Below are 25,291 nucleotides of genomic sequence, written 5' to 3'. Positions count from 1 at the left end.
GCTGTTCCAATAGGCGGTTTAACGCAAACACGCCCGGTTGGCTGTCAGGCAGCCGGGCATTGCCACCCGAGAACGATTCCCATGGCCATCAAAGCCACCATTCATAAAGCCCAATTGCAGATCGCCGACATGGACCGCGGCATTTATGGCGACCACAACGTCATCATTGCCCGCCATCCGTCCGAAACCGACGAACGCATGATGATCCGCCTGCTGGCGTTCGCGCTCAACGTGCAGGGCGACGACAAGCGCGGCAACCTCGAATTCGCCAAGGACCTGTGGGATGTGGACGAACCGGCGCTCTGGCACAAGGATTACACCGATGCGGTGCTGCACTGGATCGATGTCGGCCAGCCCGACGAAAAGCGCCTGATGCGCGCCGCCGGCCGGGCCGAACGCGTCACGGTGATCAGCTTTTCCAGCAGCACGCCGGTCTGGTGGAAAGGCATTGAAAGCAAGCTGACCCGTGCGGCCAATCTGGTCGTCTGGCAGGTTGAGGCAACGCAAAGCCAGGCGCTGGCCAAACTGGCCGAACGTGGCATGCAACTGCAAATCACGATCCAGGATGGCACGGTGTGGATGAGCACCGGCAGCGAGTCGGTGGAAATCACCCCGCGCCGCCTGACGGCCGGCGGCTAGACCGGCTAACGGGACTCGCGCGGCCGCTCTGCCTGCAGCCCGTCTTTTTTCTCCTGTTCCTCGGCCTTGTAGGCCGGCAGCCGGGCGCCGCAATGAAAGCAGAAATCGGCATTGGCCGCATGGCCCTCGGTGAGGCATTCGTGGCAGGTGCGGGTGGTGACCGGAAACAGGATTCCGCCCCGGTGGGCCGCCATTTCCGCTGTCACGATGCCGGTCGGCACGGCCAGCGTGCCCCAGCCAAGCAGCATCATGAAGGAAGAAATCAGCCGCCCCAGGTCGGTCTTGGGCGTGATGTCGCCAAAGCCGACGGTCGTCACGGTGCTGATGGCCCAGTAGACCGAGGTGGGAATGCTGGTGAAACCGTTGGTCGGGCCTTCAACCACATACATCACCGTGCCCATGATCAGCACCAGCATCAGCACTGCTGACAAAAAAACCATGATCTTGCGCCGGCTTGAACTCAGCGCCCGCGCCAGTGACTGGTATTCGGCCACATAGGCGGTCAGCTTGAACACCCGGAACACGCGCAGCAGCCGCAGCACGCGCACATCGATCAGCGCATGCAGACCGGGAACAAACAGCGCGAGGTAAGTCGGCAGCACGGCAATCAGGTCGATCACGCCATAAAAGCTGGTGGCATATTGCATCGGCCTGCGAACACACAGCAGGCGCGCCAGGTATTCGGCGGTGAACAGCAGGGTGAAAATCCATTCCAGCCACATTAAAGTCCGGCCATGGACTTGGTGAATCGCCTGCACACTGTCGGCCATGACCACGCCGATGCTAAGCAAAATGACGCCGATCAACGTCTGGTCAAAAATGCGTCCGGCGCGGGTGTCGGCCTCGAAAATGATGGTGTACCAGCGCAGGCGCCAGCCTTGCAGGGGCTTTTCTAGCGCAGGAACCGGACGCGTGGTGGCAGATGGCTTCATGCGGTCAAGCGTCTTTGTTTTGATTCAGAAGACCGGCAGGATAACCCAGCCAGAACGTTGCGACGAAACTTGAGGCCAGTCAGCGCCCTTGCCATCCCATCGATGAACGCTCCTTTATTTATAGCTTCTTGCGCTTGCCTGCCTTGCGCAAAAGCCATTTTTCATTCAACTCTCAGGATTCTGAAGGCTGACCGCCTTCGGCTTCCTGCAGCGCGCGCCACATCACCTTGCCCGAGCCGCTCTTGGGCAATACATCGACGAACTGGACAACACGCGGGTACTTGTACGCGGCCATATGGTCTTTGCACCAGTGGATGATCTCGTCTTCGCTGACCTGGCCCTTGAACTTTTCGCGCAGCACCACGACAGCCTTGACGGACTCGCCCCGGTAGGCGTCGCGGGTGGAAATGATGCAGGCCTCCTGAATCGCCGGATGCCTGAACATCAGCGCTTCCACCTCGGCAGGCCAAACTTTGAAACCCGACGCGTTGATCATGCGTTTGAGCCGGTCGGTGATGAAGAAGTAACCCTCGGCGTCCACATGCCCCAGGTCGCCGGAGCGAAAGAAACGCTTGCCGTCGCGTTCGATGAAGGCGGCCTCTGTGGCACCGGGCTGCTTCCAGTAGCCCGAAAAATTCTGCGGCCCGCTCATGATGATTTCGCCCTGCTCGCCCTGCGGCATTTCCTCCAGCGTAAGCGGGTCGATGACGCGTGATTCGGTGCTTATAAATGGAACACCCAGGCATTGCTGCTTGGTGGCGTCGGGCGGGTTGCTGTGCGAAGGCGCAGCGGTTTCGGTGAGGCCGTAACCTTCGGCAAAGCGCAGGCCGTACTGCTCCCACAGCCGCTGCGCCACCGCCTGCGGCATGGCCGCGCCGCCGCCGCCGATATACACCAGGCTGCTCAAATCAAAAGCGGCAAAGTTCGGGCTGGCCAGCAGGTCGATCACCATGGTCGGGATGTTGGTCCAGTGCGTCACGCGCCAGGTTGAAATCAGCCGGCCGGCCAGCTCGCGGTCCCAGCGCGGCATGATGACCAGCGTGGCGCCGCCGTAGATTGACGCATGCATCACCGACACCATGCCGGTGATATGGAACATTGGCACCACCGACAGCACGACATTTTCAGAGGTGCTGTTGCCCCACAGGCAACTGCCGACCGCGTTGTGCATCAGGCTGGCATGGGTGTGCATGCAGCCTTTGGGCAGGCCGGTGGTGCCGCTGGTGTAAGGCAGCACAGCCAGGTCCTGCGGCGCGCTGGTGTGTTCGGGCAGGTAGCTGATGTCGCTGGCGGCCAGTGCATCGGTCCAGACCAGCACTGAGCCGTCTTGCAACACCGGCAACTCGTGCCGGCTGCCCAGCCAGTCGCGCCAGGATTGCGGCATGGCGTTGTCGTCGGGGGTGCCCGCCCTGCCCTCAAAGGCGTCGCTGTAATGCGTCACGATCAGGTGCGCCAGACGGACGGCCGGCGGCAGCGAGTCGCTGGCTTTGGCGAGTTCGGGCGCCAGGTCGGCGGCGGTGATGGCGACCTTGACGTCCGGGTCGGTGATGTAGTGCTTGAGTTCCTCGGCGCGGTTCATCGGGTTCACCGGCACCACCACCGCATCGATCCGCAGGATGGCGAAATGCGCCACCACCCATTGCGGGCAATTTTGCAGGTTGAGCAGCACGCGGTCACCTTTGCGGACGCCGAGCCGATGCAGCGTGGCGGCCAGTCGCTCGGCCTGCTGCATCACAGCGGCATAGCTCAGCGACTGGTCGAAGAACACCAGCGCGGGCTTGTCCGGAAAGCGCAGCGCGCTGACCGCCAGGTTGTGCCACAGCGAGGTTTGCGGCGGCGTGATGCTGCGTGGCAGGCGCTTGGGCCAGAACGGGTAATGCAGGTCGTGGCGTGCAGGCGCGCCGGATACCGTTTGATCGGCAGTCGAAGGACGGGTCAAGGCAGTGCTCCAGGCAGAAGAAAGTCCGCACAGGCTAACCCGAGTGCGTTTTATCCGCATTCGGGTAGCTGCTGATGCACCGCGCTTTTTGTCGCCTGCGTGACGCTGCCTTGGCGCTGGGGCTGTCAAACCATGCAACGGCCAATGCGCTGCTTCCAAGCGGGATGAACAACTTTGGCCACGACGAAATCATTCGCCTGCAAACCATGAATGAAACGTTGTATTCCCTCAAGCGGGCCGCCATCGAACCCGTCGCCACTGGCCCGGCCAAGCTGTTGGTTAAAAATGCGTCCGCCTGACAAAACAGCTGTACCGCAAAAAAACTTCTAATCAACTCTCTTTCAGGAACCGTCGCCGCTTCGCCTCCGAATCGATGAAGCGACTTGTTTTTAACCAGTGGCTATTTTTTTAAGTGGTGCTGTCTCCAGACAAATCCAGTGTGCCCTCGCGGTGACTTGACATGCATTGGCACGTTTTGGGCCTAACACAAAATCTTCAAAGCATTTGAAAACGAAATCAAACTCGGGAATGAAATCCGACCAGCTGAAGCATTTCAGGCGTCGTGTCCGGATCAGCCAAAATAAGCGTTCGTCCAGCGCTTCATGCTCATCCCGCTTTTCCTTGAATCCAGAGCACCCTCCCATGCATCCCGTCAAGTCAGTCAATGAACGTTTTTTCCAGGCTTTTATGTTCGAAGCCCTTGCTATTGCCATTTGCGCGCCACTCGGGGCCTGGCTGCTGGACTACCCACTGGTGTACATCGGGTGGCTGACGCTGATGATTTCGCTGATTGCCATGAGCTGGAACATGCTGTTCAACCTGCTGTTCGACCGAGCCCAGAGTCGCATGGGTTTCGAAAAGACGGTAGCAGCACGCGTCGCTCATGCCGTTCTTTTTGAAATCGGACTGCTGCTGGCCATTGTGCCGCTGGCTGCGTGGTGGCTTGGCATTGGCCTGTGGCAGGCTTTCATGCTGGACATCGGCATTGCGTTGTTCTTCCTGCCGTATACGTTTTTCTTCAACTGGACGTATGACGTCCTGCGGGCACGCTTCATTGCCCGAAAAATCCGGCGCGCCCAGGCCTGAGCCTCGCAGCGCATCAGCCCCTGACAATGCGTCCAAGTGGTAGTTCGCTGGACTCGACGCACTCAAAACAGCCGCGGGCAACCTGGAAATCCCAGCGCTCCACGCGGCAGGACGGTTGCTCGCCAGGACCATGACAGCGCAACAGATTGACCGAATTGGGTATTCCGGCACGCACCCGACTGGAAAGCGCAGTGCCCGCCTGAACGCACCAGAGCCGACGCTCCAGCCCATCAAGGCGCGCTGACAGATCGCACAGTGAAGGCAGGTGAATATGCCCGCCCATGACGATATCGGCGCCTGCCCTTGACCATGCGCGCACGGCAGGTTCCCAGCCGCGCAGGCGGTCATGCTGGTCCTCGACGTGCATGACATGGACCGGCTGGTGGACCACGACGATGCGCAACTGCCCCGGCACGGAACGGTTCAGTTCGGCCACCACCCGCTCAATTTGCGCGCCTGATACCTGGCCGTTCTTGTGCCGCCAGCGGCGCGTCGTCTTCACGCCGACGACATGCAGCCAGGGTGTGGACAACACCGGCTCGACCACCGGGCCAAACGCCTGGCGAAAGTGCGCATACGGGGTGAAGAAGCGTTGGTAGAGGTTGAGCAATGGAATATCGTGATTTCCGGGTATGACCAGCCACTGCGGAATTGCCAGGCTGTCGCAAAAGGCACATGCTTCGGCAAACTGCAACGCTTTGGCGCGTTGCGTGATGTCTCCAGACAGCACCAGCACATCGGGCCGCTGTTCACTGGCCAGTTGCGCCAGTGCATGCATCACGGCCGGCTGAACGGTACCGAAATGCGGATCGGAAATTTGCAGCACGCTGCTCATGCGTCAGCCCGGCTCAGGTCATCGCTCATTCAATCTCCGCCTCGTCTTGCGGCAAGGGCACCAGCAGCAGCAAAGGCTCAGGCGCCACTTCAAAAACCAGCGGCGACTGCATCCAGACGATTTCTCCATCAGTGGCCACCTTGATGCGTTTCATCCGGCGCGGCGTCACCGTCAGGCGGCGAAAAGTGAAGCTGCGGATGTTCTCCGCCTCCCCAAGCCGCCCGAGAACGCCGCGCAGCAACAGGCCAAACAAGGCCAGCGCGCCAATTGGTCGAACCGCCACCGCAGCCATTTGTCCCTGCCTCACAGCTTCGGCTTGCTGCGCATCAATGCCAGCCTGGACAAGTTGCAGACGGTTGTTGCCGACGAACAGCGTGGGTGTGCGCAAGGACGTGGCCTTGCCCGCCGATTCAATGCGCAAGTTCAACTGGCCACGGGCCTGCAGTAGCGTCGCAATGCCGGAGACCAAGGCCACAAAGCGGCTGCGCCCGAACTGCTGCTTCCAGGCTTCGCGGTCCTCCAGCAGCTTGGGATAAAGGCCCACGCTGGCATTGACCAGAAACAACCGGCCATTGACCTTGCCAGCCTGGACCGGCAAAACGCGGCCTCGGAGCAGGACACGGGCGGCTTCGCTGCTGTCTTGAGAAATTGCATTGTCCCGACCGAAATAATTGAAGGTGCCCTGGGGAATCACGCCAAAAGGGCAACCGCTGCCGAGCACCGCATTGGCAACGGCATTGATGGTGCCGTCGCCGCCTGCGGCCACCACCACACCGTGGCGGGCCTTGGCCTGGTCCACGGCGCGCCTGGCCAGTGTGTCAATCGACTCGCTGCCTTCGCACCGCATGAATTCAAATTCGCGACCGCCCTCTTGAAGCACGCGGCTGATGGTCTGCATTTCCTCCTCGGCGTCCCGACGGCCCGAGCCTGCGTTGAAGACGATGAAAAGCGGGCCGTGGCGGGCAATTTCCTGGGGGTCGGTCATGCCGGAAGAATAAACCGGCGATAGTGCTCACGCTGTCAGCAAAATCCGCTTTTCAAGCAGGTCCTGAAGCTTGCCTTTGTGTGCCACGATCAAGGCCGGGCTGGTGAAGCCAGCATCTGCACGGATCCCGAGATATTGACCAGCACTGTGCTCTTTCCCGCCTCGACCGGCACCGGCGCATCGGCCATTTCGGACTTGGCACTCATGGTCATGGCACGCATGCGCGGCATTGGACTTTGGTCGTTGGTGTTGATCGAGACCTCGCGCAGGGCATAGCCACCAAAGCCAAAAGCGCTGGATACTTCGCTCGCCTTCGCCTTGAATCGCTCAATCGCCTGTGCCTGCGCCTCGCCTTCGACCCGGGCGCGTTGTTCACGGCTCAAGGCAAAGCTGACGCCGCCCATGCTCAGTGTCTGTATCTTGCCTGCTGCGGCGGTGATGCGCGGAAAATCCTTGCCCTCTAGCACCAGTTCGGTGGAGCCTTGCCAACCGTTGATCTTGCCGTCCTTGCCGTAGCGCGGGTACAGGCTGAAATTGCCAGTGCGCACGTCCATCTGTCCGGGTGATGCAGATTGCCTGGCCTGCGTCAGCGCGGCCTCAAGCGCCTGCCTGAGTTGCGTCTGGACGGAGCCAGCATCCAGTCCATCACGGCTGGTGGTCAGCGAAATCGACAACAAATCCTGCTGCACCTCAACCGAACCGCTGGCAGAAAGCTGAGCCACGTTTTTCAGTGTCTCATTTGACAAATTTTGAGCAAATGCGCCAGTTGCGCATACTGCCAATGCACAAGCCGCTATTGATTTAGTAGCATTCAGCATATTCGTCTGCCTTTCACAAAGTTAAAAAACACGTTCGAGTCATTGAAGGCAAGTCTGTGGTGAAGACCCAAACCCACAGGAAGCCAAACAGCATGTCGCTGCCTGGCGGCCCTTGTGCGTGCAACCATCCAGCATAAACCCACTGAAACCCGGTAGGCTGCTCGACCCTGCAGCCCCTTTCAAAATGCTACTGTCAACGCTAAACACCCCCATTTCTGCCTCTAAAAAAGAAACATTGGCCACAAAGAAACCACCATCATGGGCCCCGACGGCTTAAATGATATAAATAGAAATATTAGTAATAAAAAGTTTAATTGATTAAAAAAAGAGATATTCGTTTTTTTCCGCCCTCAAAATGGCCTCTGTTACAAATTAAAAGACCATCATGCTTCAAGCCCAATCCAATGCTCGCGCCGACAAAATCCTCATTCTTGATGACGACGCACGAATTCGCGACCTGTTGCGCCGCTACCTGGCCCAAGAGGGTTTTGACGTGATATTGGCAGAGGATAGCAAGGCGCTGAACCGCATCATGCTGCGCGACGCGGTAGACCTGATCGTTCTCGACCTGATGATGCCGGGCGAAGACGGCCTGTCGATCTGCCGTCGCCTGCGCGCGGCCAATGACCGCACGCCCATCATCATGCTGACAGCCAAAGGCGAGGATGTGGACCGCATCGTTGGACTGGAAGTCGGCGCTGACGACTACCTGGCAAAGCCTTTCAACCCGCGCGAACTGCTCGCCCGTATCCACGCCGTGCTGCGCCGCAGGCCGACCGCTGAAGTGCCTGGCGCGCCGTCGAACGACCAGGAAGTCATCACCTTCGGTCCGTTTTCCTTCGACATGAGCCTGCGCACGCTGCAGAAAAATGGCGAGGAACTGCCTTTGACCACCGGCGAATTTGCCATGCTCAAGACCCTGGTACGCCATCCGCGTCAGCCGCTGTCGCGTGAAAAACTGGCGCAACTGGCACGCGGACGGGAATTTGAGCCTTTTGACCGCAGTCTGGATGTGCAGGTGTCGCGCCTGCGCAAGTTGATTGAAACCGATGCTGCGGTCCCGCGCTACATCCAGACCGTCTGGGGAATCGGCTACGTGTTCGTGCCGGACGGCAACAACTGAACTCCATCCGCCTTCATTTGAATTCCGGTCTTGGTCTGCGGAGGGTCAGATCAAGCGTGCTGGTCGAGTGATAATCGTCTAATCTCCAGCCAGCGCGCCGTGCCGGGTTCACGGTTCAGTCTGAACTCCGATGACGCTCCCCCCTTTGCCATGCAAACTTCTCGTCCGTCCCTGCTTGAAACCGAACCTGCACCGCTGGAAGCTCGCCCGCGCCGACGAATCAACCTGTTTTGGCGGACTTTTTTCTATCTGGCATTGCTGCTGTTCGGCTCGATCATTGCCTGGGTACAGACATTCCGTGCCCTCGAAACCGGGCCTCGGGCAATTCAAAGTGCACAGCAACTGGCTACCCTGGTCAATACGGCCCGTGTGGCGCTGCGCTATACCGATCCGATTGGTCGCGGCTTATTGATCAAGACACTGGCAGAGGAAGAGCATGTCCGCATCATGGCGCGCAGTCCGAAGGACGCTTTCGAGCCTTACATCAGTGATGAATTCGGTGAGAGGATTGCCAATGAACTGACCCGGCGTCTTGGCACTGGCACAGTGGTAGCCGGTGCCATGAACAAAAAGGAAGGTTTGTGGATCGGCTTTTCCATTGATAACCAAGCGTATTGGCTGCTGACCGATCCTTCCCAATTGGGACCGTCGCGCACCAGCACCTGGGCGATCTGGCTGGTCACGGCGGCGGCCTTGTCGATGGCCGGTGCGGCAGTGATTGCGCGCTTGATCAACCAGCCGCTCAAACAACTGTCTTTTGCAGCCAGCCGGATGCGCGATGGCGATTTCGATGCCAGCCGGCTCGATGAGCAGGTGGCAACCAGCGAGGTCCGGGAGGTCAATATTGGCTTTAACCGAATGGCCGCGCAATTGTCCAAAATCGAGCAGGACCGGGTGGTGATGCTGGCAGGCATTTCGCATGACTTGCGTACCCCGCTGGCACGGCTTCGTCTGGAAACCGAAATGAGTGTGTCTGACCCTGACGCGCGCCAGCACATGGTGGCAGACATTGCCCAGCTCGATGCCATCATCGACAAATTTCTCGATTACGCCCGGCCTGAACCGGCCCATCTGGAGCCTATCGTGCTCAATGATGTGATTGCGCAATCGCTGTATTCGGTGGCCGATTACCCGGACATGAACGTTTCCGTCAGCATTCCGGAAAACACGCGGGTGCTGGCCGACAAGGTTGATCTGTCGCGGGTGATTGCCAACCTGTTGGAAAATTCAAGGCGTTATGGCAGGAGCAGCGACACCGGCATGGCGCATGTGGACATCTCTGCCCGCATCAGCGAGGCCTGGGTGCTGCTGAAAATCCGCGACCATGGCAATGGCGTGGCATCTGATGTGTTGTCCCGGCTTACCAATCCATTTTTCAGGGGCGATGTTGCCCGTACCGAGGCCACCGGCGCAGGTTTGGGGCTGGCGATAGCCGAAAAAACCGTGCTCCGCATGGGGGGTCTGTTCAGCTTGTCCAACACCGGCTCCGGCGGCCTGGCAGCGCATATCAAGCTGCGCCGGGGTTAAGCACAGACCGAACCTTCAGGCCTGGCTGAATTTATAGTAAAAAAGGCTTTTCCGCAATCTGCACAAGTATTTACAGCTATCAATAAAGTAGCGCTACAGCGCGTGCTTCCAGGCTCAGGCCTTGGCCTACAGGACCCAGCTTTTCGGCGGTCTTGGCCTTTACGTTCATCCGGTCTTGCGGCATTCCCAGTGCCTGCGCAATACGCAAGCGCATCGCCGGAATATGTGATGCCAGTTTGGGCGACTGCGCAATGATGGTGCTGTCAATATTGCCGATGCGCAGGCCGCGTTCAGCCAGCATGCGCCCGGTCTCGCGCAGCAGGACGATCGAGTCGGCGCCCTTGTAGCGGGCATCAGTGTCAGGGAAATGGCTGCCGATGTCGCCCATTCCCGCCGCACCCAGCAACGCATCGATGATGGCGTGCAGCAGCACATCAGCGTCCGAATGGCCGAGCAGGCCCAGCGTGTGGGGTACCTCAACACCGCCCAGGATGAGTTTGCGGCCGGGCACCAGCGCGTGCGTGTCCCAGCCTTCGCCGATGCGGAACGGAGTAAGCGGCTCAATGGGGTCGGAATTCATGGATTGGGCTTTCGTGGGGTCAAGAGTGTCGGGGAAACGCGGCAGCAGTCAGACCGATTGGCTGCGGTTCAACAAGATTGCTTCGGCCAGTGCAAAGTCTTCCGGGTACGTCACCTTGAAGTTCTGCGCGCTGCCGGCCACCAGCCGGGGGGCCAGGCCCAGCATTTCGATGGCGCTGGACTCGTCGGTGACCGATGCGCCAGCCAGCGCAAGCGCCTGCATCAACAGGCCGATGCGAAACATCTGTGGCGTTTGCGCCAGCCATTTGTCGCTGCGGTCCAGCGTGGCGGCGACTCGGCCCTTGCGTTCGAGCGTGCCTTCGCTTTTCAGTGTGTCCGGCAGCTTGTGTGCCAGCAGGCCACCGACGGCATCGTGCTGGCAGGCGTCAATCAGCTGGTTGATCTGGCCTGGCGTCACCAGGCAGCGCGCGGCGTCGTGTACGAGTACCCAGTCGTGCGCTTCAGCCCCGCCTTTAAGCAGCGCCTCCAATCCTTGGCGCACACTGTCGGCGCGGCTGGCGCCACCGCAGGCTGACACGTCGAAACCCGCCTCGGCCATGGAATCCAAAAAACAGTCGCCAGGTGCCACCACCACCAGTGTTTGCGCCAGCCGCACGACCTGACGGAACGCCGCCAGCGTGTGCAGCACCATCGGCAGGCCGGCAATTTTCTGGTATTGCTTGGCTTGGCCTGAAAGTGAAGTGCCGGCCCGGCTGCCCTGGCCAGCACAGGGAATCAATGCGAAAAAACGGGTGCTGGAACGGTTTTCGGCTGCGCTTGTCATCATTACTTCATCATAGATTCTAAAATCGGGGCGATGCACCTTCCTTCACTCGTGACCGGCAAACGCTACACCCTGCCCCAACCCATTGGTTCTGCCGATGCCCTGCTGCTGGCCCGCCTCGGGCAACGCGAAAAAGCGGCTGGCAAGCTCACCGCCATCGTCACCTCGGACGCCGCCACCGCCCAGCGCCTGATGGACGAGATGGCGTTTTTTGCGCCTGATCTGCGCTGCGCGCTGTTTCCCGACTGGGAAACCCTGCCTTACGACGCGTTTTCGCCGCACCAGGATTTGATCAGCGAACGGCTGGCCACGCTCTGGCGCATCCAGCAGCGCAACAAGGACACTGGCGCCGACGTGGTCATCGTGCCGGCCACCACGGCGCTGTACCGCCTGGCGCCGCCCAGCTTTCTGGCCGGCTACACCTTTGAGTTCAAGGTCAAGCAAAAGCTCGACGAAGCCAAGCTCAAAGGGCAGCTCACGCTGGCCGGCTACAGCCACGTCACCCAGGTCGTCAGCCCCGGCGAATACGCGGTGCGCGGCGGGCTGATTGATTTATTCCCGATGGGCTCGCTGGTGCCCTACCGGGTCGATCTGTTCGACGACGAGATCGACAGCATCCGCACCTTTGACCCTGACACCCAGCGCAGCCTGTACCCGGTGCCCGAAGTGCGACTGCTGCCGGGCCGCGAGTTTCCGATGGACAACGATGCGCGCGCCAAATTCCGCAACCGCTGGCGCGAACTGCTGGAGGGCGACCCGACCAAGAGCCGCATCTACAAGGACATGGGCAACGGCGTCGCCACGGCAGGCATCGAGTATTACCTTCCGCTTTTTTTCGAAGAAACCGCCACCGTGTTCGACTACCTTGGCAAAAATGCCACGGTGGTGCTGCACGGCGACCTGGAGCCGGCCTTTCAGCGCTTCTGGCAAGACACCAAGGACCGCTACCGGCTGGTGAAAGACGCGCCCGACCGCCCCGCACTGCCGCCCGAGTCGCTGTTTTTAAGCGCCGAGCAGTTTTATTCGCGCGCCAATGACTATCCGCAGTTGGCGTTGCGCGGCACGGTTGAAGACGTTGCCGACAACGCGCAGATTCAAAAGCTCAGTGAAATGGCCGTGGTGCGCGGCGCCGAAGACCCGCTGGCCGGCCTCAAGCGCCACGCCAAAAACACCGCCCATCGCGTGCTGGTGCTGGCCGAAAGCGCCGGCCGGCGCGAAAGCCTGCTTGATTTTCTGCGCGCAAGCAACCTCAGCCCACCGGCCTTCGATTCGCTCGAAGACTTCCAGACGAGTAGCGAGAAGATCGGCATTGCCACCGCCGCGCTGAACACCGGTTTCAGCTGGCTTGAAGAAAGCATTGATTTCGTCACCGAGACCGAGCTGTTCGCCGCAGGCCCCACAACACGCCGGCGCAACAAACGGCAGGAGCAGGTCAGCGACGTCGAAGCGCTGATCAAGGACTTGTCCGAACTTCGCATCGGCGACCCGGTGGTGCACAGCGCCCACGGCATTGGCCGCTACCAGGGATTGATCAACCTGGACCTGGGCGAGAAAAATTCGGACGGATCCCCTGCGGTGCAGGAATTTTTGCATCTGGAATATGCCGACAAGGCCACGCTGTACGTGCCGGTCAGCCAGTTGCACCAAATCAGCCGCTACACCGGCGTCAGTGCCGAAGAAGCGCCATTGCACCGGCTGGGCAGCGGCCAGTGGGAAAAAGCCAAGCGCAAGGCCGCCGAGCAAATCCGCGATTCCGCCGCCGAACTGCTCAACATCTATGCCCGCCGCGCCGCGCGCGAAGGCCACGCCTTTCGTTATTCGCCGGGCGACTACGAGGTTTTTGCCAACGACTTCGGCTTTGACGAAACCCCCGACCAGCGCGCTGCGATCCACGCCGTGATCCAGGACATGATCAGCCCGCGCCCGATGGACCGGCTGGTTTGCGGCGACGTGGGTTTCGGCAAAACCGAAGTGGCGTTGCGCGCCGCCTTCATTGCCATCACCGGCGGCAAGCAGGTCGCCTTGCTCGCCCCGACCACGCTGCTGGCCGAGCAGCATTACCAGACGCTGGTGGACCGCTTTGCCAAGTGGCCGGTCCGGGTCGCCGAAATGAGCCGATTCCGTTCGGCCAAGGAAATCACCGCCGCCATCAAGGGCCTGGCAGAAGGCACGGTCGATATTGTCGTCGGCACGCACAAGCTGCTAAGCCAGGACGTGAAGTTCAAGCAACTGGGCTTGCTCATCATTGACGAGGAACACCGTTTTGGCGTGCGCCACAAAGAGGCCATGAAAGCCATGCGCGCCGAGATCGATGTGCTCACGCTGACCGCCACGCCAATTCCGCGAACGTTGGGCATGGCGCTTGAAGGCTTGAGGGATTTAAGCGTGATTGCGACCGCCCCGCAACGCCGGCTCGCGATCAAGACCTTTGTGCGCACCGAAGGCAACGGCGTGATCCGCGAGGCCGTGCTGCGCGAGTTGAAGCGCGGCGGCCAGGTTTATTTCCTGCACAACGAAGTCGACACGATTCAAAACCGCCGCGAGAAGCTTGAGTTGCTGCTGCCCGAAGCGCGCATTGCCGTCGCCCATGGCCAGATGCCCGAGCGCGAACTGGAACGCGTGATGAAGGACTTCGTGGCCCAGCGCTTCAATGTGCTGCTGTGCTCGACCATCATCGAAACCGGCATTGACGTGCCCAGCGCCAACACCATCTTGATGAGCCGCGCCGACAAGTTCGGCCTGGCGCAGTTGCACCAGTTGCGCGGCCGCGTCGGCCGAAGCCACCACCAGGCCTATGCCTATTTGATGGTGCCGGATCTTGAAGGCCTGACCAAGCAAGCCAGTCAGCGGCTGGACGCGATTCAGCAGATGGAAGAACTTGGCTCGGGCTTTTACCTGGCGATGCACGACCTGGAAATTCGTGGCACCGGCGAAGTGCTGGGCGAAAACCAGAGCGGCAACATGCTGGAAATCGGCTTTCAGCTCTACAACGAGATGCTGAGCGAAGCGGTGGCGTCCCTGAAGGCAGGCCACGAACCAGACTTGCTGTCGCCGCTCGGCGCCACGACCGAGATCAACCTGCATGCCCCGGCGTTGCTGCCAAACGACTTTTGCGGCGACGTGCATTTGCGCCTGTCGTTCTACAAAAAGCTCGCCACGGCCAAAAAGACCGAGCAGATCGACGCGTTGCTGGAAGAAATCGTCGACCGATTCGGCAAGCTGCCCGCGCAGGCCCAGACGCTGATCGACGTGCACCGCCTGCGCGTGATTGCCAAGCCCTACGGCGTGGTCAAGGTCGATGCATCGCCTGCCGCCATCACCATCACCTTCAAGAAAGACCCCCCCATTGACGCCATGGCCATCATCCACCTGATCCAGAAAAACAAGCACATCAAGCTGGCTGGCAACGACAAGCTGCGCATCGAGCGCGCCCTGCCCGACGCCAAAGACCGGGCGCAAATGGTGCGCGATGTGCTGCGCAGTCTGGGACAGCCGCAAAAAGAAGAGGCCATGCTGGCGCTATGAATGCGGAGGAAAAAAATCTGGCAGTTGTGCAAGCTGTCGACTCGTCCAGCTTGTCAGCGCAAGCGCCAGGTTACGGCGACTTTCTTGTAGAAATCAAGTCGCAGATTCGGCAGCGGCAATTTCAGGCTTTACGCGCGGCCAATCGAGAACTTCTGGCGCTGTATTGGTGGCTGGGTGAAAACATCAGCCAGCGCCAAGCCGCACTGGGCTGGGGCAAAGGCGTGGTGGAAAATCTGGCGCGTGACCTGCAGGTCGAGTTTCCGGGACGCAACGGATTTTCAGCGCAAAACCTCTGGTTGATGCGCCAGTTTTTCAACGAATACAGTGACAAGCCAAAACTCCAATCGTTGATTGGAGAAATCAGCTGGGCGAAAAATCTGCTGGTCATGGCGCGTTGCAAGGGCGATCTCGAGCGTGAGTTTTATCTGCGCGCGACCGCCCGCTTCGGCTGGACCACCAACGTGCTGCGGCACCAGATCGACAACCACAGCTACGCCCAATACCTGAACGGACAAACCAACTTTGACGCCGCCGTGCCGGACACCATCAAGGCCCAAGCTCTGTTGGCGGTGAAAGATCACTACACTTTCGACTTTTTGGGGCTGGCTGAAGAACACTCCGAGCGGGAGTTGGAGCAAGCGCTGGTGCGCAACCTGCGCGGCTTTTTGAGCGAAATGGGCGGTGCCTTCACCTTTGTTGGCAACCAGTACCGGCTGGAAGTGGATGGCAAGGAATACTTCATCGATCTGCTGCTGTTTCACCGCCGCCTGCGCTGCCTGGTCGCTATTGAGCTGAAAATTGGCGACTTCAAGCCCGAGCACAAGGGACAGATTGAGTTTTACCTTGACACGCTGGATCAGCAGCACCGACTGGAAGGCGAAAACCCGCCGATTGGCATCGTCATTTGCCGCAGTAAAACCAAGACGATGGTCGAATACGCCCTGCGCACCATGACGCGGCCGCTGGGCATTGCCACCTATACCGTCACACCGCAGTTGCCCGTCAGTTACCGCAACGATCTGCCCAGTCCTGAGCAAATTGCTGCGCGCTTGCAAGGCTGGGCAGCAAGCGGTGAAGACGGCGAGGCGTGACGGCAGCCAGGCTTAAAACCTGAAATTTATAGAAAATAGGGTTCTAGCGCACGCCATACGGGCACTAGAAGCTATAAAAACAAGAGCAACCATCCGCCATGAGCATTCCCGACGACCTGCTGAAAAGCCTGGAAAACCTGAGCGCCCCGCAACTGCGCCGCCTGCTGACCGAACATTTGACGAAGCAAAAACTCGGGTTGTACTGGGAAAGCAGCGCCATTGCCCGCGATGCGGCGCTGAACGCCGACATCGTGCTGCCCCGTCTGGTGCCGGATTTTTCCCACGGGCTCGATCAGGTTGAAGGCAGCGGCACGCCCAACCTGATCATTGAGGGCGACAACTTCGACAGTTTGCGCCTGCTCAAAAGCACGCACGCTGACAAAATCCGCGTGATCTACATCGACCCGCCCTACAACACCGGCAACAAGGACTGGGTCTACAACGACCGTTATGTCGGCGCAAACGACCGCTGGCGGCACAGCCAGTGGCTCGAATTTTTGTACCAGCGACTGCTGCTGGCCAAGGATTTGCTGACGCAGGACGGCGTGATCATGGTCAGCATCAACGACGAAAACCGGGCGCGGCTGGAGTTGCTGATGGACGAGGTGTTTCCGGGACGGCGGGTTGGCAGTTTTGTCTGGAGGGTGCGCTCAGGCGGTAATGACACCAAGGGTGCACTCCTCTCGGACAACCACGAGCATGTACTGGTGTATGCAAATACAGGTTTTGAGTTCAAAGGTGAAGGCCGCGACGAATCGGCCTATAGCAACCCCGACAACGACCCGCGCGGTGAATGGCAAAACGACAACCTCGTAAAGGCGCATAACGCCAAGCAGAGACCCGAGGCTTACTACCCGATTCACAACGTGGAAACCAACACTTGGTATGCCTGCGACCCAGACAGCGTGTGGCGCTTTTCTTCGATATCCAGACCGCTCAAGAAAAAGCTTCAATCAGACCCAATTGAAACTATTCTTGCGGAGAAACGCATCCTTTGGCCCGGCAACGACAAAACCGTAAGTTATGCGAGTGCTGACGAGATTTTGAAAGCTATCAAGCAGGGCACGGCCCCAAAGCAGCTGAAGATTTACCTTGAACTCAAACAACTGACTAAGGCGGCTGAAAGTGATGCCAAAGTTGCGCGACTTTTGACTTACATCGAACCACTAGAAAGCTGGATAGGACGAAAGATTGGTTATGGCAAACCACGCTATAAACGGTTTCGCCAGCATTTGCTTCGCGAAGTGACGCCGCTTTCATCTTGGCTGCACGCTGCAGCGCAGACACTCACAGAGGAAGACGAAGACGACAACGTAGTCAGCTTGACAGTCGGCGCGACGGGCGAGGGAACCTCTCAAGTCAAAGCGCTTTTGGGCAACAAAGATTTCCCTTACCCAAAGCCCTTGTCGATACTTTTTGGTCTGTTAAACCAAGCCAGTCGAGCCGACGACACCGTTTTAGATTTTTTTGCTGGCACGGGAACCACGGGCCATGCGGTGCTAGCGCTCAATGCGCTGGACGGCGGCAATCGAAAGTTCATTCTTTGTTCCAGCACGGAAGCAACCGTCAAAGAGCCAAACAAAAATGTCTGCCGCGACGTCTGCGCGGCGCGCATCCGCAAGGTCATCGAATCCGACGCGGCGCTGGCGGGCAACAGCTTTGCCTATCTGCAACTCGACAAACTCGCGCCCGGCGATGCACCATTTGATTCCAGTTGCGCGCATGCATTCCAGTTGCTCACGCTGCGTCTGGGACAAGTGGCCCGGCCCGTGCCTGCCACCGACCGGGGCGTGAAGGTGCTGGTACAAAACACCGGCAACGGCGCGCTCACGGTGCTGTGCCACACGCTGACCCGCGCCACGCTCGACGTGCTGGCCGCCCTGCCGTGCCGCCAGTTGCGGGTCTATTCGGCGCGCCCGGCCACGGTGCGCGAGCACTTCCAGGCGCTGGGCCGCGAGGTCGAAAGCCTGTCGCTGGCGCAAGCGCTGCTGCACGGCCAGCAAAGCCCACTGGCGCGGCGCAAGCCGGTCGCCTTGCCGCCAGACGCTACGGATTCAATAGCTGCTCACGCAGACGCAGCAAGCGCAACAGACCTAAATGGCACTGAAAATCCTTCCGCAACCCCTTCAGAAAGCGCCAGCTCATGAGCGCCCTCGCCCCCATCACCGCCCCGCAGTCCGCCGGGCTGGTTCCCAAATCCTTTCAGGCGCAGATCATCAAGAACGTGTGCGACGCCCTGGACCGCCAGCCGCGCCCGCCCTGCCTGCTGCGCAGCCCCACGGGGTCGGGCAAGACCTTCGTGCTGACCCGGATTCTGGCCAACATCTCCCAGGCAACGCCCGTGCTGTGGCTGTGGTTTGTGCCTTACGTCAACCTGGTGGCGCAAACCGTGGACACGCTGGACAACCAGACCACCGAGACCGGCTTGATTGCCAAACACCTGTCCATGGCGCAAAACGAAGCGCCCGAAGCAGGCCAGGTGCTGGTGTCCACCTTGCAGGGCGTGGCCAGCGCCAAGTCGCACAAGGCCGGCTACACCGACAAAAGCGACGACGACCGGCGCAGCCTGGCCACCTACCTTGAACTGGCCCGGGCGCGCGGGCTGGAAATTGGCCTGGTGGTGGACGAGGTGCACATTGCGCTGGACAGCGCCACCGAGTTCGGCAAGTTTGTGAAATGGCTCAAGGCCGACTATTTGCTTATGGCCAGCGCCACGCCCAAGGATGCGCGGCTCAACGCATTCATCGCCAGCGCGGGCAACATCGCCTTCAAGGCTTTCAGCGTCAGCCGCGCCGACGTGGTGGCCGAGCGGCTGAACAAGCCCTGGCTGGAAACCGTGATCTACCCCATGAGCGAGTCGATGCAAGGCGTCACCGACCTGAAACTGACGGTGCTGCGCCGCGCCTGGCTGCGCAACCAGCACATCGGCCGGATGCTGAAAAACCGGGGCCTGGCCACGGTGCCGCTGATGCTGGTGCAGGTGGCCAATGGGGAGGACGCGATTCGGGAGGCCTTTGCATTTTTGACGCAGCAGTTAGGCATTGCCCCGGAGGCGATTGGCATGCACTCGGCCGACGAGCCCGACCCGGTGATGATGGCGGCAATTGCGGTGGACACGCGTATTGAGGTGCTGGTGTTCAAGCAGTCGGCGGGCACGGGCTTTGACGCGCCGCGTGCCTTTGTGCTGGCTTCGACGAAAAACGTGAGCGATGAAGACTTTGCAATGCAGTTCATCGGCCGCGTGATGCGGGTGCCGGCTGAATTGCAGAGGGCTTTTCCAGTGCCCTACACCGCGCCACCGGAACTGGACACGGCCTATGTTTTTCTGGCTAACGAACAGGCGCAGACGGGTTTTGCAGAAGCAGCGGCTTCGACGCAAGCGGTGATCTCGCAGCTCGAAGGCCAGATCGAGGAACTGGTGGTGCGGCGCACCGCGCACGGCGGCATTGCCTTGAGCAACCACGCCACCAACCAGCCGCCGCTGGGTTATGACATGGGCTTGCTGGCCACGCTGGGATTGGATGGCACGGTGCAAGCGCCGGTAGTGCCCGCCGCGCCGCTGCCGGGTGACTCGGCTGTCGTGGCCGCACCGCCGCTGGCCGACATTGGCACGACACCCGAACTGTTCGGCGCCATGGCGCAAAGCGGCGAGTTCGATGCGCTGGACTTCATGGAGGCGGTTAGCGGCAACCGGCCCTCATCCACGCGCAACGCCCCAGCCAACCAGGCCCAGTTGCTGGAGGCGCTGGACGCCTGCGGGCTGCGCGCCTACCCCCGGCTGGACCGGGTGGCGCAGCGCGCGACGCCCAGACAGTTCATCACCGAAACCAAGCCGGTGTTTGACGTGCTGGAACTCGACATTAAAGCGGCGGCGCGTGCATTGCCGTTGCCCGAAGAGGTCAAAAGCATGGCCACGCGCGCGGCGCTGAACCTGCTGACGGAATGGGAAGTGCGCACCGAACTGTTCACGGGCGTTAGCAGTGAAGACCGGGTTCAGGTCGTGACGGACCGCACGGCGCTGATGCACCACACCCAGGCGGCGCTGGAAAAGATGGGGCTTGAAGAGCAGGACCACATCGAGCTTATTGGTGAACTGGCGCGGCGGCTGCTGCCCGAAATCGAGCGCGCCCACGCCTACCGCGAGCATGAAGCAGCCCCGCCGTCCGGCGTGCTGCGCACCCAGGCGCGCGACGCCGCCTGCTGGGTGATTCACAAGCAGTTGCCCGAATTGCAGGAAGCCTTGCAGGCGCAATGGGCCAGCAAGGCGCGCGAAGCCCCGGCGCAGGCGCTGCCCGATGCACTCTTGATGCCTGCCGGCAAACCCTTGGCGCGATCGAGAAAAAATATTTACGGCGTGCTGTTCCCCGAAACCGACAGCGTGGCGCTGGCGGCCGGCGCGTTGCCGCTGCAAGCCCAGCCTCTGTTTAAAAACGAAACGTATGTATTTGCGCAGGATGCCGGCGGCCAGCCGTCGGGCGACGTGTTTTCAACGGCGCGACTGGATGCGACGTTTGAATTCAACACCCAGGAGCTGGCCTTTGCGCAGTCGCTGGATCGGGCCGATTTTGTTGCCTGGTGGCATCGCAACCCGCAGGGCAAGCCCTACAGCATTGCGCTGATGCGCAGCGACAGCCGCCACATGTTCTACCCCGACTTCGTGGTCTGCCTGCAGCATGAGCTGGACGACGAGCCGCTGATTCGCCTGGTCGAGACCAAGCACGATGTGAAGGACGCCAGCCGCAAGGGCAAGCACCAGTCAAGCACCTATGGGAAAGTCTTGTTTCTGACCAAGGACGCCCAGCGCTTCAAGATTGTTGACGACAGCGGCAGCCTGGGTGAAGTGGTGGACTTTGACAACCTGGCGCGCCTGCGGCAATGGATGCGCGACTCGGCGCCTGCTACCTGACATATTTTCAATATCAAATAGGCCGCTAGTGCACGCTCCATCTGCGCGAACAGCTATCAAAACCGTAGTAACAAGAATCATGAACCCCATCGAACCCTCCCCCGGCCTAGTTGTCAACATTGCCACGCCCGACCTCAAACTCAGCGACTTCAAGCTGATCGCCTTTGACATGGACTCGACACTCATCAACATCGAATGCATCGACGAGATTGCCGACGCGGTGGGCCGCAAGGCTGAAGTGGCGGCCATCACCGAAGCCGCCATGCGCGGCGAGATTACCGACTTCAAGGACAGCCTGCGCCGGCGCGTGGCGCTGCTCAAGGGCGTGAGCGTTAACAGCATGGAATCGGTTTACCGCGAGCGCCTCAAGCTCAACCCGGGTGCGGCGGAATTGGTGCACGCCTGCAAGGCCGCCGGCATGAAGGTGTTGCTGGTCAGCGGCGGCTTCACCTTTTTTGCCGACCGGGTGCAAGAAACGCTCGGCATCGACTACCTGCGCGCCAACGTGCTCGAAATCGACAACGGCATACTGACCGGCCGACTGGTCGATCAGCCGTGGGGCGACATCTGCGACGGCGAGGAAAAGCGCCGCACGCTGCTTGAAACCTGCGGCGTGCTGGGTATCAACCCGCTGCAGGCGATTGCCATGGGCGACGGCGCCAACGACCTGCCCATGATGGGCGCAGCCGGCCTGTCGGTGGCCTACCATGCCAAGCCCAAGGTGCGCGAGCAGGCGATGGTGGCGATCAACGAAGGCGGGCTGGACCGGCTGCTGGAGCTGCTGCGATGAAGCGATGAAGCGATCTTCGATGAACGGCTACGCTCCCTCATGAACCTGTTTCAAAAATTCGAAAGCCTGCTGCACGCGTACCCCGAAGCAGAACCAACGCTGCCGCCCAAGGGTTTCATTGCTTTTATCTGGGCTTGCAGCCAGGGTGCACGCGGCTTCATTTTGGGGATGGCTGTGCTGTCCGGCTTGTTGGCCGCCTTTGAGGCTTTGCTGTTCGCCATGATGGGCCGCATTGTGGACTGGCTGGGCCGCACGCCACCGGCCCGGCTGTGGATCGAGCAGGGCACGACGCTGAAAGTGCTGGCTGGCCTGGTGGTTGCCAGCATTGCGGTGGTGGCCCTGCAAACCGTCATCAAGCACCAGACGCTGGCCATCAATTTTCCGATGCGTTTGCGCTGGAATTTTCACCGCCTGATGCTGGGCCAGAGCATGGCCTTTTACCAGGACGAATTTGCCGGGCGCCTGACCACCAAGGTCATGCAGACGGCGCTGGCGGTGCGCGACACGCTGTTTGTGCTGGCCGATGTGCTGGTGGCCATGGTGATTTACATCGCCACCATGACAGTGCTGGCGGGTGCATTTGACCTCAAGCTGGTGCTGCCGTTTCTGGTCTGGCTGCTGCTGTATATCGGCTCTCTGTTTTTCTTTGTGCCCCGGCTGGGCCATGTCGGCAAGCAGCAGGCCGATGCGCGTTCGCTCATGACCGGCCGCATCACCGACGCCTACACCAACATCACCACCGTCAAGCTGTTTTCCCACACCCACCGAGAAGCCGCCTTTGCCCGCTCGGCGATGCAGGAGTTCATGGACACCGGCCACAGCCAGATGCGGCTCGTCAGTGCGTTTGAAGTCGTCAACCATGCGCTGAGCATGGGCCTGATTCTCGGCATGGCTGGCACGTCGCTGTGGTTGTGGCAGCTGGGCGAGGTCGGGGTTGGCGCGGTGGCGGCGGCTACCGCCATGGCGCTCCGGCTGCAGGGCATGTCGCACTGGATCATGTGGGAAATGACCAGCCTGTTTGAAAGCGTGGGCACGGTGCAGGACGGCATCAACACGCTGTCGCGGCCGCGCGTGATCGAGGACGCCGCCCAGGCCAGGGTGCTCACGGTGCCGCACGGTGAAGTGCGCTTTGAAGACGTGAGCTTCAGCTACGGCCAGGGAACGCGGGTGATTGAAAAGCTTAACCTGGCGGTCAAGCCTGGCGAGAAAATCGGCTTGATTGGCCGTTCGGGCGCGGGCAAATCCACGCTGGTCAACCTGTTGCTGCGCTTTCATGATGTCGAGGCCGGGCGGATTTTGATCGATGGCCAGAACATTGCGAACGTCACGCAAGACAGCCTGCGCAGCCACATCGGCATGGTCACTCAAGACACGTCGCTGCTGCACCGCTCGGTGCGCGACAACATCACCTACAGCCGGCCCGGCGCGACCGAGGACGCCATGCGGCTGGCGGCGCAGCAAGCCGAAGCCGACGGTTTTATTGCCGGCCTGACAGACCTGCAAGGGCGTACGGGCTTTGATGCGCATGTCGGCGAGCGCGGCGTGAAGCTGTCGGGCGGCCAGCGCCAGCGCGTGGCCATTGCCCGCGTGATGCTGAAAGACGCGCCCATCTTGCTGCTCGACGAAGCCACCAGCGCGCTGGACTCCGAAGTGGAAATTGCCATCCAGACCAGCCTGAACACCCTGATGAAGGGCAAGACCGTGATTGCGATTGCGCACCGCCTGTCAACCATTGCGGCGATGGACCGATTGATCGTGCTGGACCAGGGCCGCATCGCGGAAGAAGGCAGTCACCGCGAACTGCTGGCCCTGGGCGGTGTGTACGCGCGGCTGTGGGCGCACCAGAGCGGCGGTTTTCTGCCTGACGAGACCGACGAGGAATAGGCGCAGGTCTTCAGTGCCCGCCATTGAGTTTGGCATGAATGCGGCGGATGTTGCGCCAGACCAGCCACAGCACCAGCGGAATCGCAGCGCCGACCAGCATTTCCGGATTCACCGGCGCGCCCGCCGCCTTGGCGGCCTTGCCGGCGTAAAGCAGCAGGCTGATGACGTAATAGGAAATGGCGGCAATCGACAGGCCTTCGACCGTTGATTGCAGGCGCAGTTGCAGCTCCTGCCCGCGCGTGAGTTTTTCCAGCAGCACCTGGTTTTGCGTTTCGGTGGCAATGTCCACCCGGGTGCGCAGCAAGGCGCTGGTGCGCGTGATGCGCTCCGACAGCGAATTCAGGCGCTGCGCAGTGGCGGCCACGGTGGCAATGGCAGGCGACAACCGGCGCTGCATGAATTCGCTCAGTGTCTGGGTACCGGAAATGGGCTTTTCGCGCAATTCGATCAAGCGCTGGCCGACCAGCGTGTTGTAGGCCTGGGTGGCGGAAAAACGGTAGCTGTGCTCGGCGGTGGCGCGCTCGACGCGTGCGGCCAGTGACACCAGCGTGTCGAGCAGATCCTGGTCGGATGCCGACTTGCCTTCCAGCCGGGCCGTGATGTCGGCCAGCGCGCTTTCGGCTTCTGACAGCATGGGCGCAAGTTGCTTGACCACCGGCAGGCCGCGCAAGGCCATCAAGCGGTAAATCTCGACTTCCAGCAGGCGCTGCGAAATGCGGCCGGCACGGCTTTCACTGGTGCCGGGCACGGCAACCACCAGCATGCGCTCAAACCCGTCGGCGCCAATCCGGAAGTCGGTCACCGCCCAGGAATGGCCGTTACCCAATTGCGAGGCAATCACCGAACGACCGCCAAACCAGGACTGCGCCTGCGCCATCAGCGCGGGCGCATCGCCAAGCAGCCCTTCCAGCATGACCAGCTGAATGGCCGACACGGTGCGCCCCGGAATGCCGCAAAGCCATTCGGGCGTGACGGCCAGGCCAGTGAGCAGTTCAGGCTCGGACGCGCCGAGCAGCGCACCGTCTGGCAGCGCCTGCACGATGGAATAGCGGGTAAATTCGCTGTGCCGCTCCCATTTCACGGTGAAGTAACCGCACGGCAGCCGCAGGAAATTGCCGCTCAGGCGCTCCAACGGCAGCAGGCTCTGGCCGTTCAGGCGCCGCAGGTGCGCGCACTCGTCTTCACGCGTGATGCCGGCGTTGAGCACGGCCACCTGCACGACCAGCGCCGGCAGCCGCACCCGCGCGGAAGGACGGGCATGCACTTCGTTGTGCAGCGCGCTGCGCTGCGGGTCGTCGGGCGGCAGGAAACTGGCCCGAAGGGAAAGTGGAGGCAGGCTGGAGGTCATGCGTTGATACTACTTTTTTGATAGCTGAATGTGCCCACCGGGATTGCGCAAGAAGGTCTATTGAGCATATTCCTGTGCTCAGGCGTCACGCCGGTTTGCCGTTGAACGCCTGCGCTGGCCGGCGTTGCACCTGACCCGGCAAGGTGCTGGAAGCAGGCACCGGGCCGGTTGCATGGCGCTGGCCGTTGCACACTTCATGGCTGATGGCCAGGTTTTCGGCATGGCTGTTGCCGCCATCACACAGCGCCTGGATATGTTCCAGCGTTGCCGCCTCGGGCGTGACATGCTGGCCGCACACCCAGCACGGCACCACGCCATGCAACTGGCGGGCGACGGTGCGGTACATCTTGATGCGAAGGTGCTGCAAACTGCTCATGAGTGCATTTTCATTCAAAAAAATGGCACTTTTTTTATTCAACGGCTTATGACAGCCGCCATGCGATTGCACTTTAGGTTGCGGCTTCCCCGGAGATTGCGACAATGCATTTTTAAACCAACAA

Annotated in this window: 20 protein-coding genes; 11 read left to right on the top strand and 9 right to left on the bottom strand. The window is 60.7% G+C overall.

Annotation, left to right across the window (positions count from 1 at the left end):
• Nucleotides 1-81: 81 nt before the first annotated feature.
• Nucleotides 82-639, top strand: a complete 558-nt coding sequence (locus tag H4V98_RS09530) for a YaeQ family protein (RefSeq protein ID WP_196862721.1) — start codon at nt 82-84, stop codon at nt 637-639.
• A 5-nt stretch (nt 640-644) separates the two neighbouring features.
• On the opposite strand, the gene H4V98_RS09525 is transcribed toward H4V98_RS09530, so the two are convergent.
• Both H4V98_RS09525 and H4V98_RS09520 read right to left on the bottom strand, forming a co-directional pair.
• The gene (locus H4V98_RS09525) at nt 645-1,571 is read right to left on the bottom strand and encodes an ion transporter (RefSeq protein ID WP_196862722.1); all 927 of its coding nucleotides are present in this window, start codon (nt 1,569-1,571) and stop codon (nt 645-647) included.
• 172 nt (nt 1,572-1,743) lie between these two features.
• The gene (locus H4V98_RS09520; RefSeq protein WP_231374643.1) at nt 1,744-3,510 is read right to left on the bottom strand and encodes a long-chain fatty acid--CoA ligase; all 1,767 of its coding nucleotides are present in this window, start codon (nt 3,508-3,510) and stop codon (nt 1,744-1,746) included.
• A 74-nt stretch (nt 3,511-3,584) separates the two neighbouring features.
• Between H4V98_RS09520 and H4V98_RS09515 the strand changes: the two genes are divergently transcribed.
• The gene (locus tag H4V98_RS09515; RefSeq protein WP_196862724.1) at nt 3,585-3,809 is read left to right on the top strand and encodes a hypothetical protein; all 225 of its coding nucleotides are present in this window, start codon (nt 3,585-3,587) and stop codon (nt 3,807-3,809) included.
• Nucleotides 3,810-4,152: 343 nt separating this feature from the next.
• Nucleotides 4,153-4,596: a multidrug/biocide efflux PACE transporter gene (locus H4V98_RS09510; RefSeq protein ID WP_196862725.1), complete on the top strand. Its 444-nt coding sequence runs from the start codon at nt 4,153-4,155 to the stop codon at nt 4,594-4,596.
• Between the two features lie 13 nt (nt 4,597-4,609).
• Here H4V98_RS09510 and H4V98_RS09505 read toward each other — a convergent pair whose 3' ends face one another.
• The 3 genes from H4V98_RS09505 to H4V98_RS09495 form a co-directional block, all read right to left on the bottom strand.
• The gene (locus H4V98_RS09505; RefSeq protein ID WP_196862726.1) at nt 4,610-5,431 is read right to left on the bottom strand and encodes a metallophosphoesterase; all 822 of its coding nucleotides are present in this window, start codon (nt 5,429-5,431) and stop codon (nt 4,610-4,612) included.
• Between the two features lie 25 nt (nt 5,432-5,456).
• On the bottom strand, nt 5,457-6,416 hold the full coding sequence (locus tag H4V98_RS09500; protein ID WP_196862727.1) for a diacylglycerol kinase family protein: 960 nt from the start codon (nt 6,414-6,416) through the stop codon (nt 5,457-5,459).
• Nucleotides 6,417-6,505: 89 nt separating this feature from the next.
• Nucleotides 6,506-7,234: an SIMPL domain-containing protein gene (locus tag H4V98_RS09495; protein WP_196862728.1), complete on the bottom strand. Its 729-nt coding sequence runs from the start codon at nt 7,232-7,234 to the stop codon at nt 6,506-6,508.
• 385 nt (nt 7,235-7,619) lie between these two features.
• On the opposite strand from H4V98_RS09495, the gene ompR reads away from it, so the two are divergent.
• Both ompR and H4V98_RS09485 read left to right on the top strand, forming a co-directional pair.
• Entirely contained in the window at nt 7,620-8,357 is a 738-nt protein-coding gene (gene ompR / locus H4V98_RS09490; RefSeq protein ID WP_196862729.1) for a two-component system response regulator OmpR, read from the top strand.
• 150 nt (nt 8,358-8,507) lie between these two features.
• Complete coding sequence (locus tag H4V98_RS09485) at nt 8,508-9,884, top strand: ATP-binding protein (RefSeq protein WP_196862730.1); 1,377 nt, start codon at nt 8,508-8,510, stop codon at nt 9,882-9,884.
• Nucleotides 9,885-9,963: 79 nt separating this feature from the next.
• On the opposite strand, the gene ispF is transcribed toward H4V98_RS09485, so the two are convergent.
• Nucleotides 9,964-10,464: a 2-C-methyl-D-erythritol 2,4-cyclodiphosphate synthase gene (gene ispF, locus H4V98_RS09480; RefSeq protein WP_231374644.1), complete on the bottom strand. Its 501-nt coding sequence runs from the start codon at nt 10,462-10,464 to the stop codon at nt 9,964-9,966.
• A 48-nt stretch (nt 10,465-10,512) separates the two neighbouring features.
• Nucleotides 10,513-11,247 (bottom strand): 2-C-methyl-D-erythritol 4-phosphate cytidylyltransferase, encoded by a 735-nt coding sequence (gene ispD, locus H4V98_RS09475; RefSeq protein ID WP_231374645.1) that lies wholly within the window; start codon nt 11,245-11,247, stop codon nt 10,513-10,515.
• Nucleotides 11,248-11,280: 33 nt separating this feature from the next.
• Between ispD and mfd the strand changes: the two genes are divergently transcribed.
• The 6 genes from mfd (at nt 11,281) to H4V98_RS09445 (ending at nt 23,443) form a co-directional block, all read left to right on the top strand.
• Nucleotides 11,281-14,772, top strand: coding sequence for a transcription-repair coupling factor (gene mfd / locus H4V98_RS09470; protein WP_196862731.1), 3,492 nt, complete (start codon nt 11,281-11,283; stop codon nt 14,770-14,772).
• Nucleotides 14,769-15,863, top strand: coding sequence for a PDDEXK nuclease domain-containing protein (locus tag H4V98_RS09465; RefSeq protein ID WP_196862732.1), 1,095 nt, complete (start codon nt 14,769-14,771; stop codon nt 15,861-15,863). Before mfd ends, H4V98_RS09465 begins: the two co-directional genes overlap by 4 nt.
• Before the next feature lie 98 nt (nt 15,864-15,961).
• Nucleotides 15,962-18,010, top strand: coding sequence for a site-specific DNA-methyltransferase (locus tag H4V98_RS09460; protein ID WP_196862733.1), 2,049 nt, complete (start codon nt 15,962-15,964; stop codon nt 18,008-18,010).
• Nucleotides 18,007-20,769 (top strand): DEAD/DEAH box helicase family protein, encoded by a 2,763-nt coding sequence (locus tag H4V98_RS09455; protein WP_196862734.1) that lies wholly within the window; start codon nt 18,007-18,009, stop codon nt 20,767-20,769. Before H4V98_RS09460 ends, H4V98_RS09455 begins: the two co-directional genes overlap by 4 nt.
• A 79-nt stretch (nt 20,770-20,848) precedes the next feature.
• Nucleotides 20,849-21,559, top strand: coding sequence for a phosphoserine phosphatase SerB (gene serB, locus H4V98_RS09450; protein WP_196862735.1), 711 nt, complete (start codon nt 20,849-20,851; stop codon nt 21,557-21,559).
• Between the two features lie 39 nt (nt 21,560-21,598).
• Nucleotides 21,599-23,443, top strand: coding sequence for an ABC transporter ATP-binding protein (locus tag H4V98_RS09445; protein ID WP_196862736.1), 1,845 nt, complete (start codon nt 21,599-21,601; stop codon nt 23,441-23,443).
• Between the two features lie 10 nt (nt 23,444-23,453).
• Here the strand turns inward: H4V98_RS09445 and H4V98_RS09440 are convergent, their stop codons facing one another.
• Together H4V98_RS09440 and H4V98_RS09435 are read right to left on the bottom strand one after the other, a co-directional pair.
• Nucleotides 23,454-24,791, bottom strand: a complete 1,338-nt coding sequence (locus tag H4V98_RS09440; RefSeq protein WP_196862737.1) for a DUF3422 domain-containing protein — start codon at nt 24,789-24,791, stop codon at nt 23,454-23,456.
• An 85-nt stretch (nt 24,792-24,876) separates the two neighbouring features.
• Complete coding sequence (locus H4V98_RS09435; RefSeq protein WP_196862738.1) at nt 24,877-25,167, bottom strand: HNH endonuclease signature motif containing protein; 291 nt, start codon at nt 25,165-25,167, stop codon at nt 24,877-24,879.
• Nucleotides 25,168-25,291 lie beyond the last annotated feature (124 nt).

The sequence above is a fragment of the Polaromonas sp. CG_23.6 genome (genome assembly GCF_029892315.1).
In the GTDB taxonomy this organism is placed as follows: domain Bacteria; phylum Pseudomonadota; class Gammaproteobacteria; order Burkholderiales; family Burkholderiaceae_C; genus Polaromonas.
This window is presented reverse-complemented; position numbering and strand designations above follow the sequence as displayed.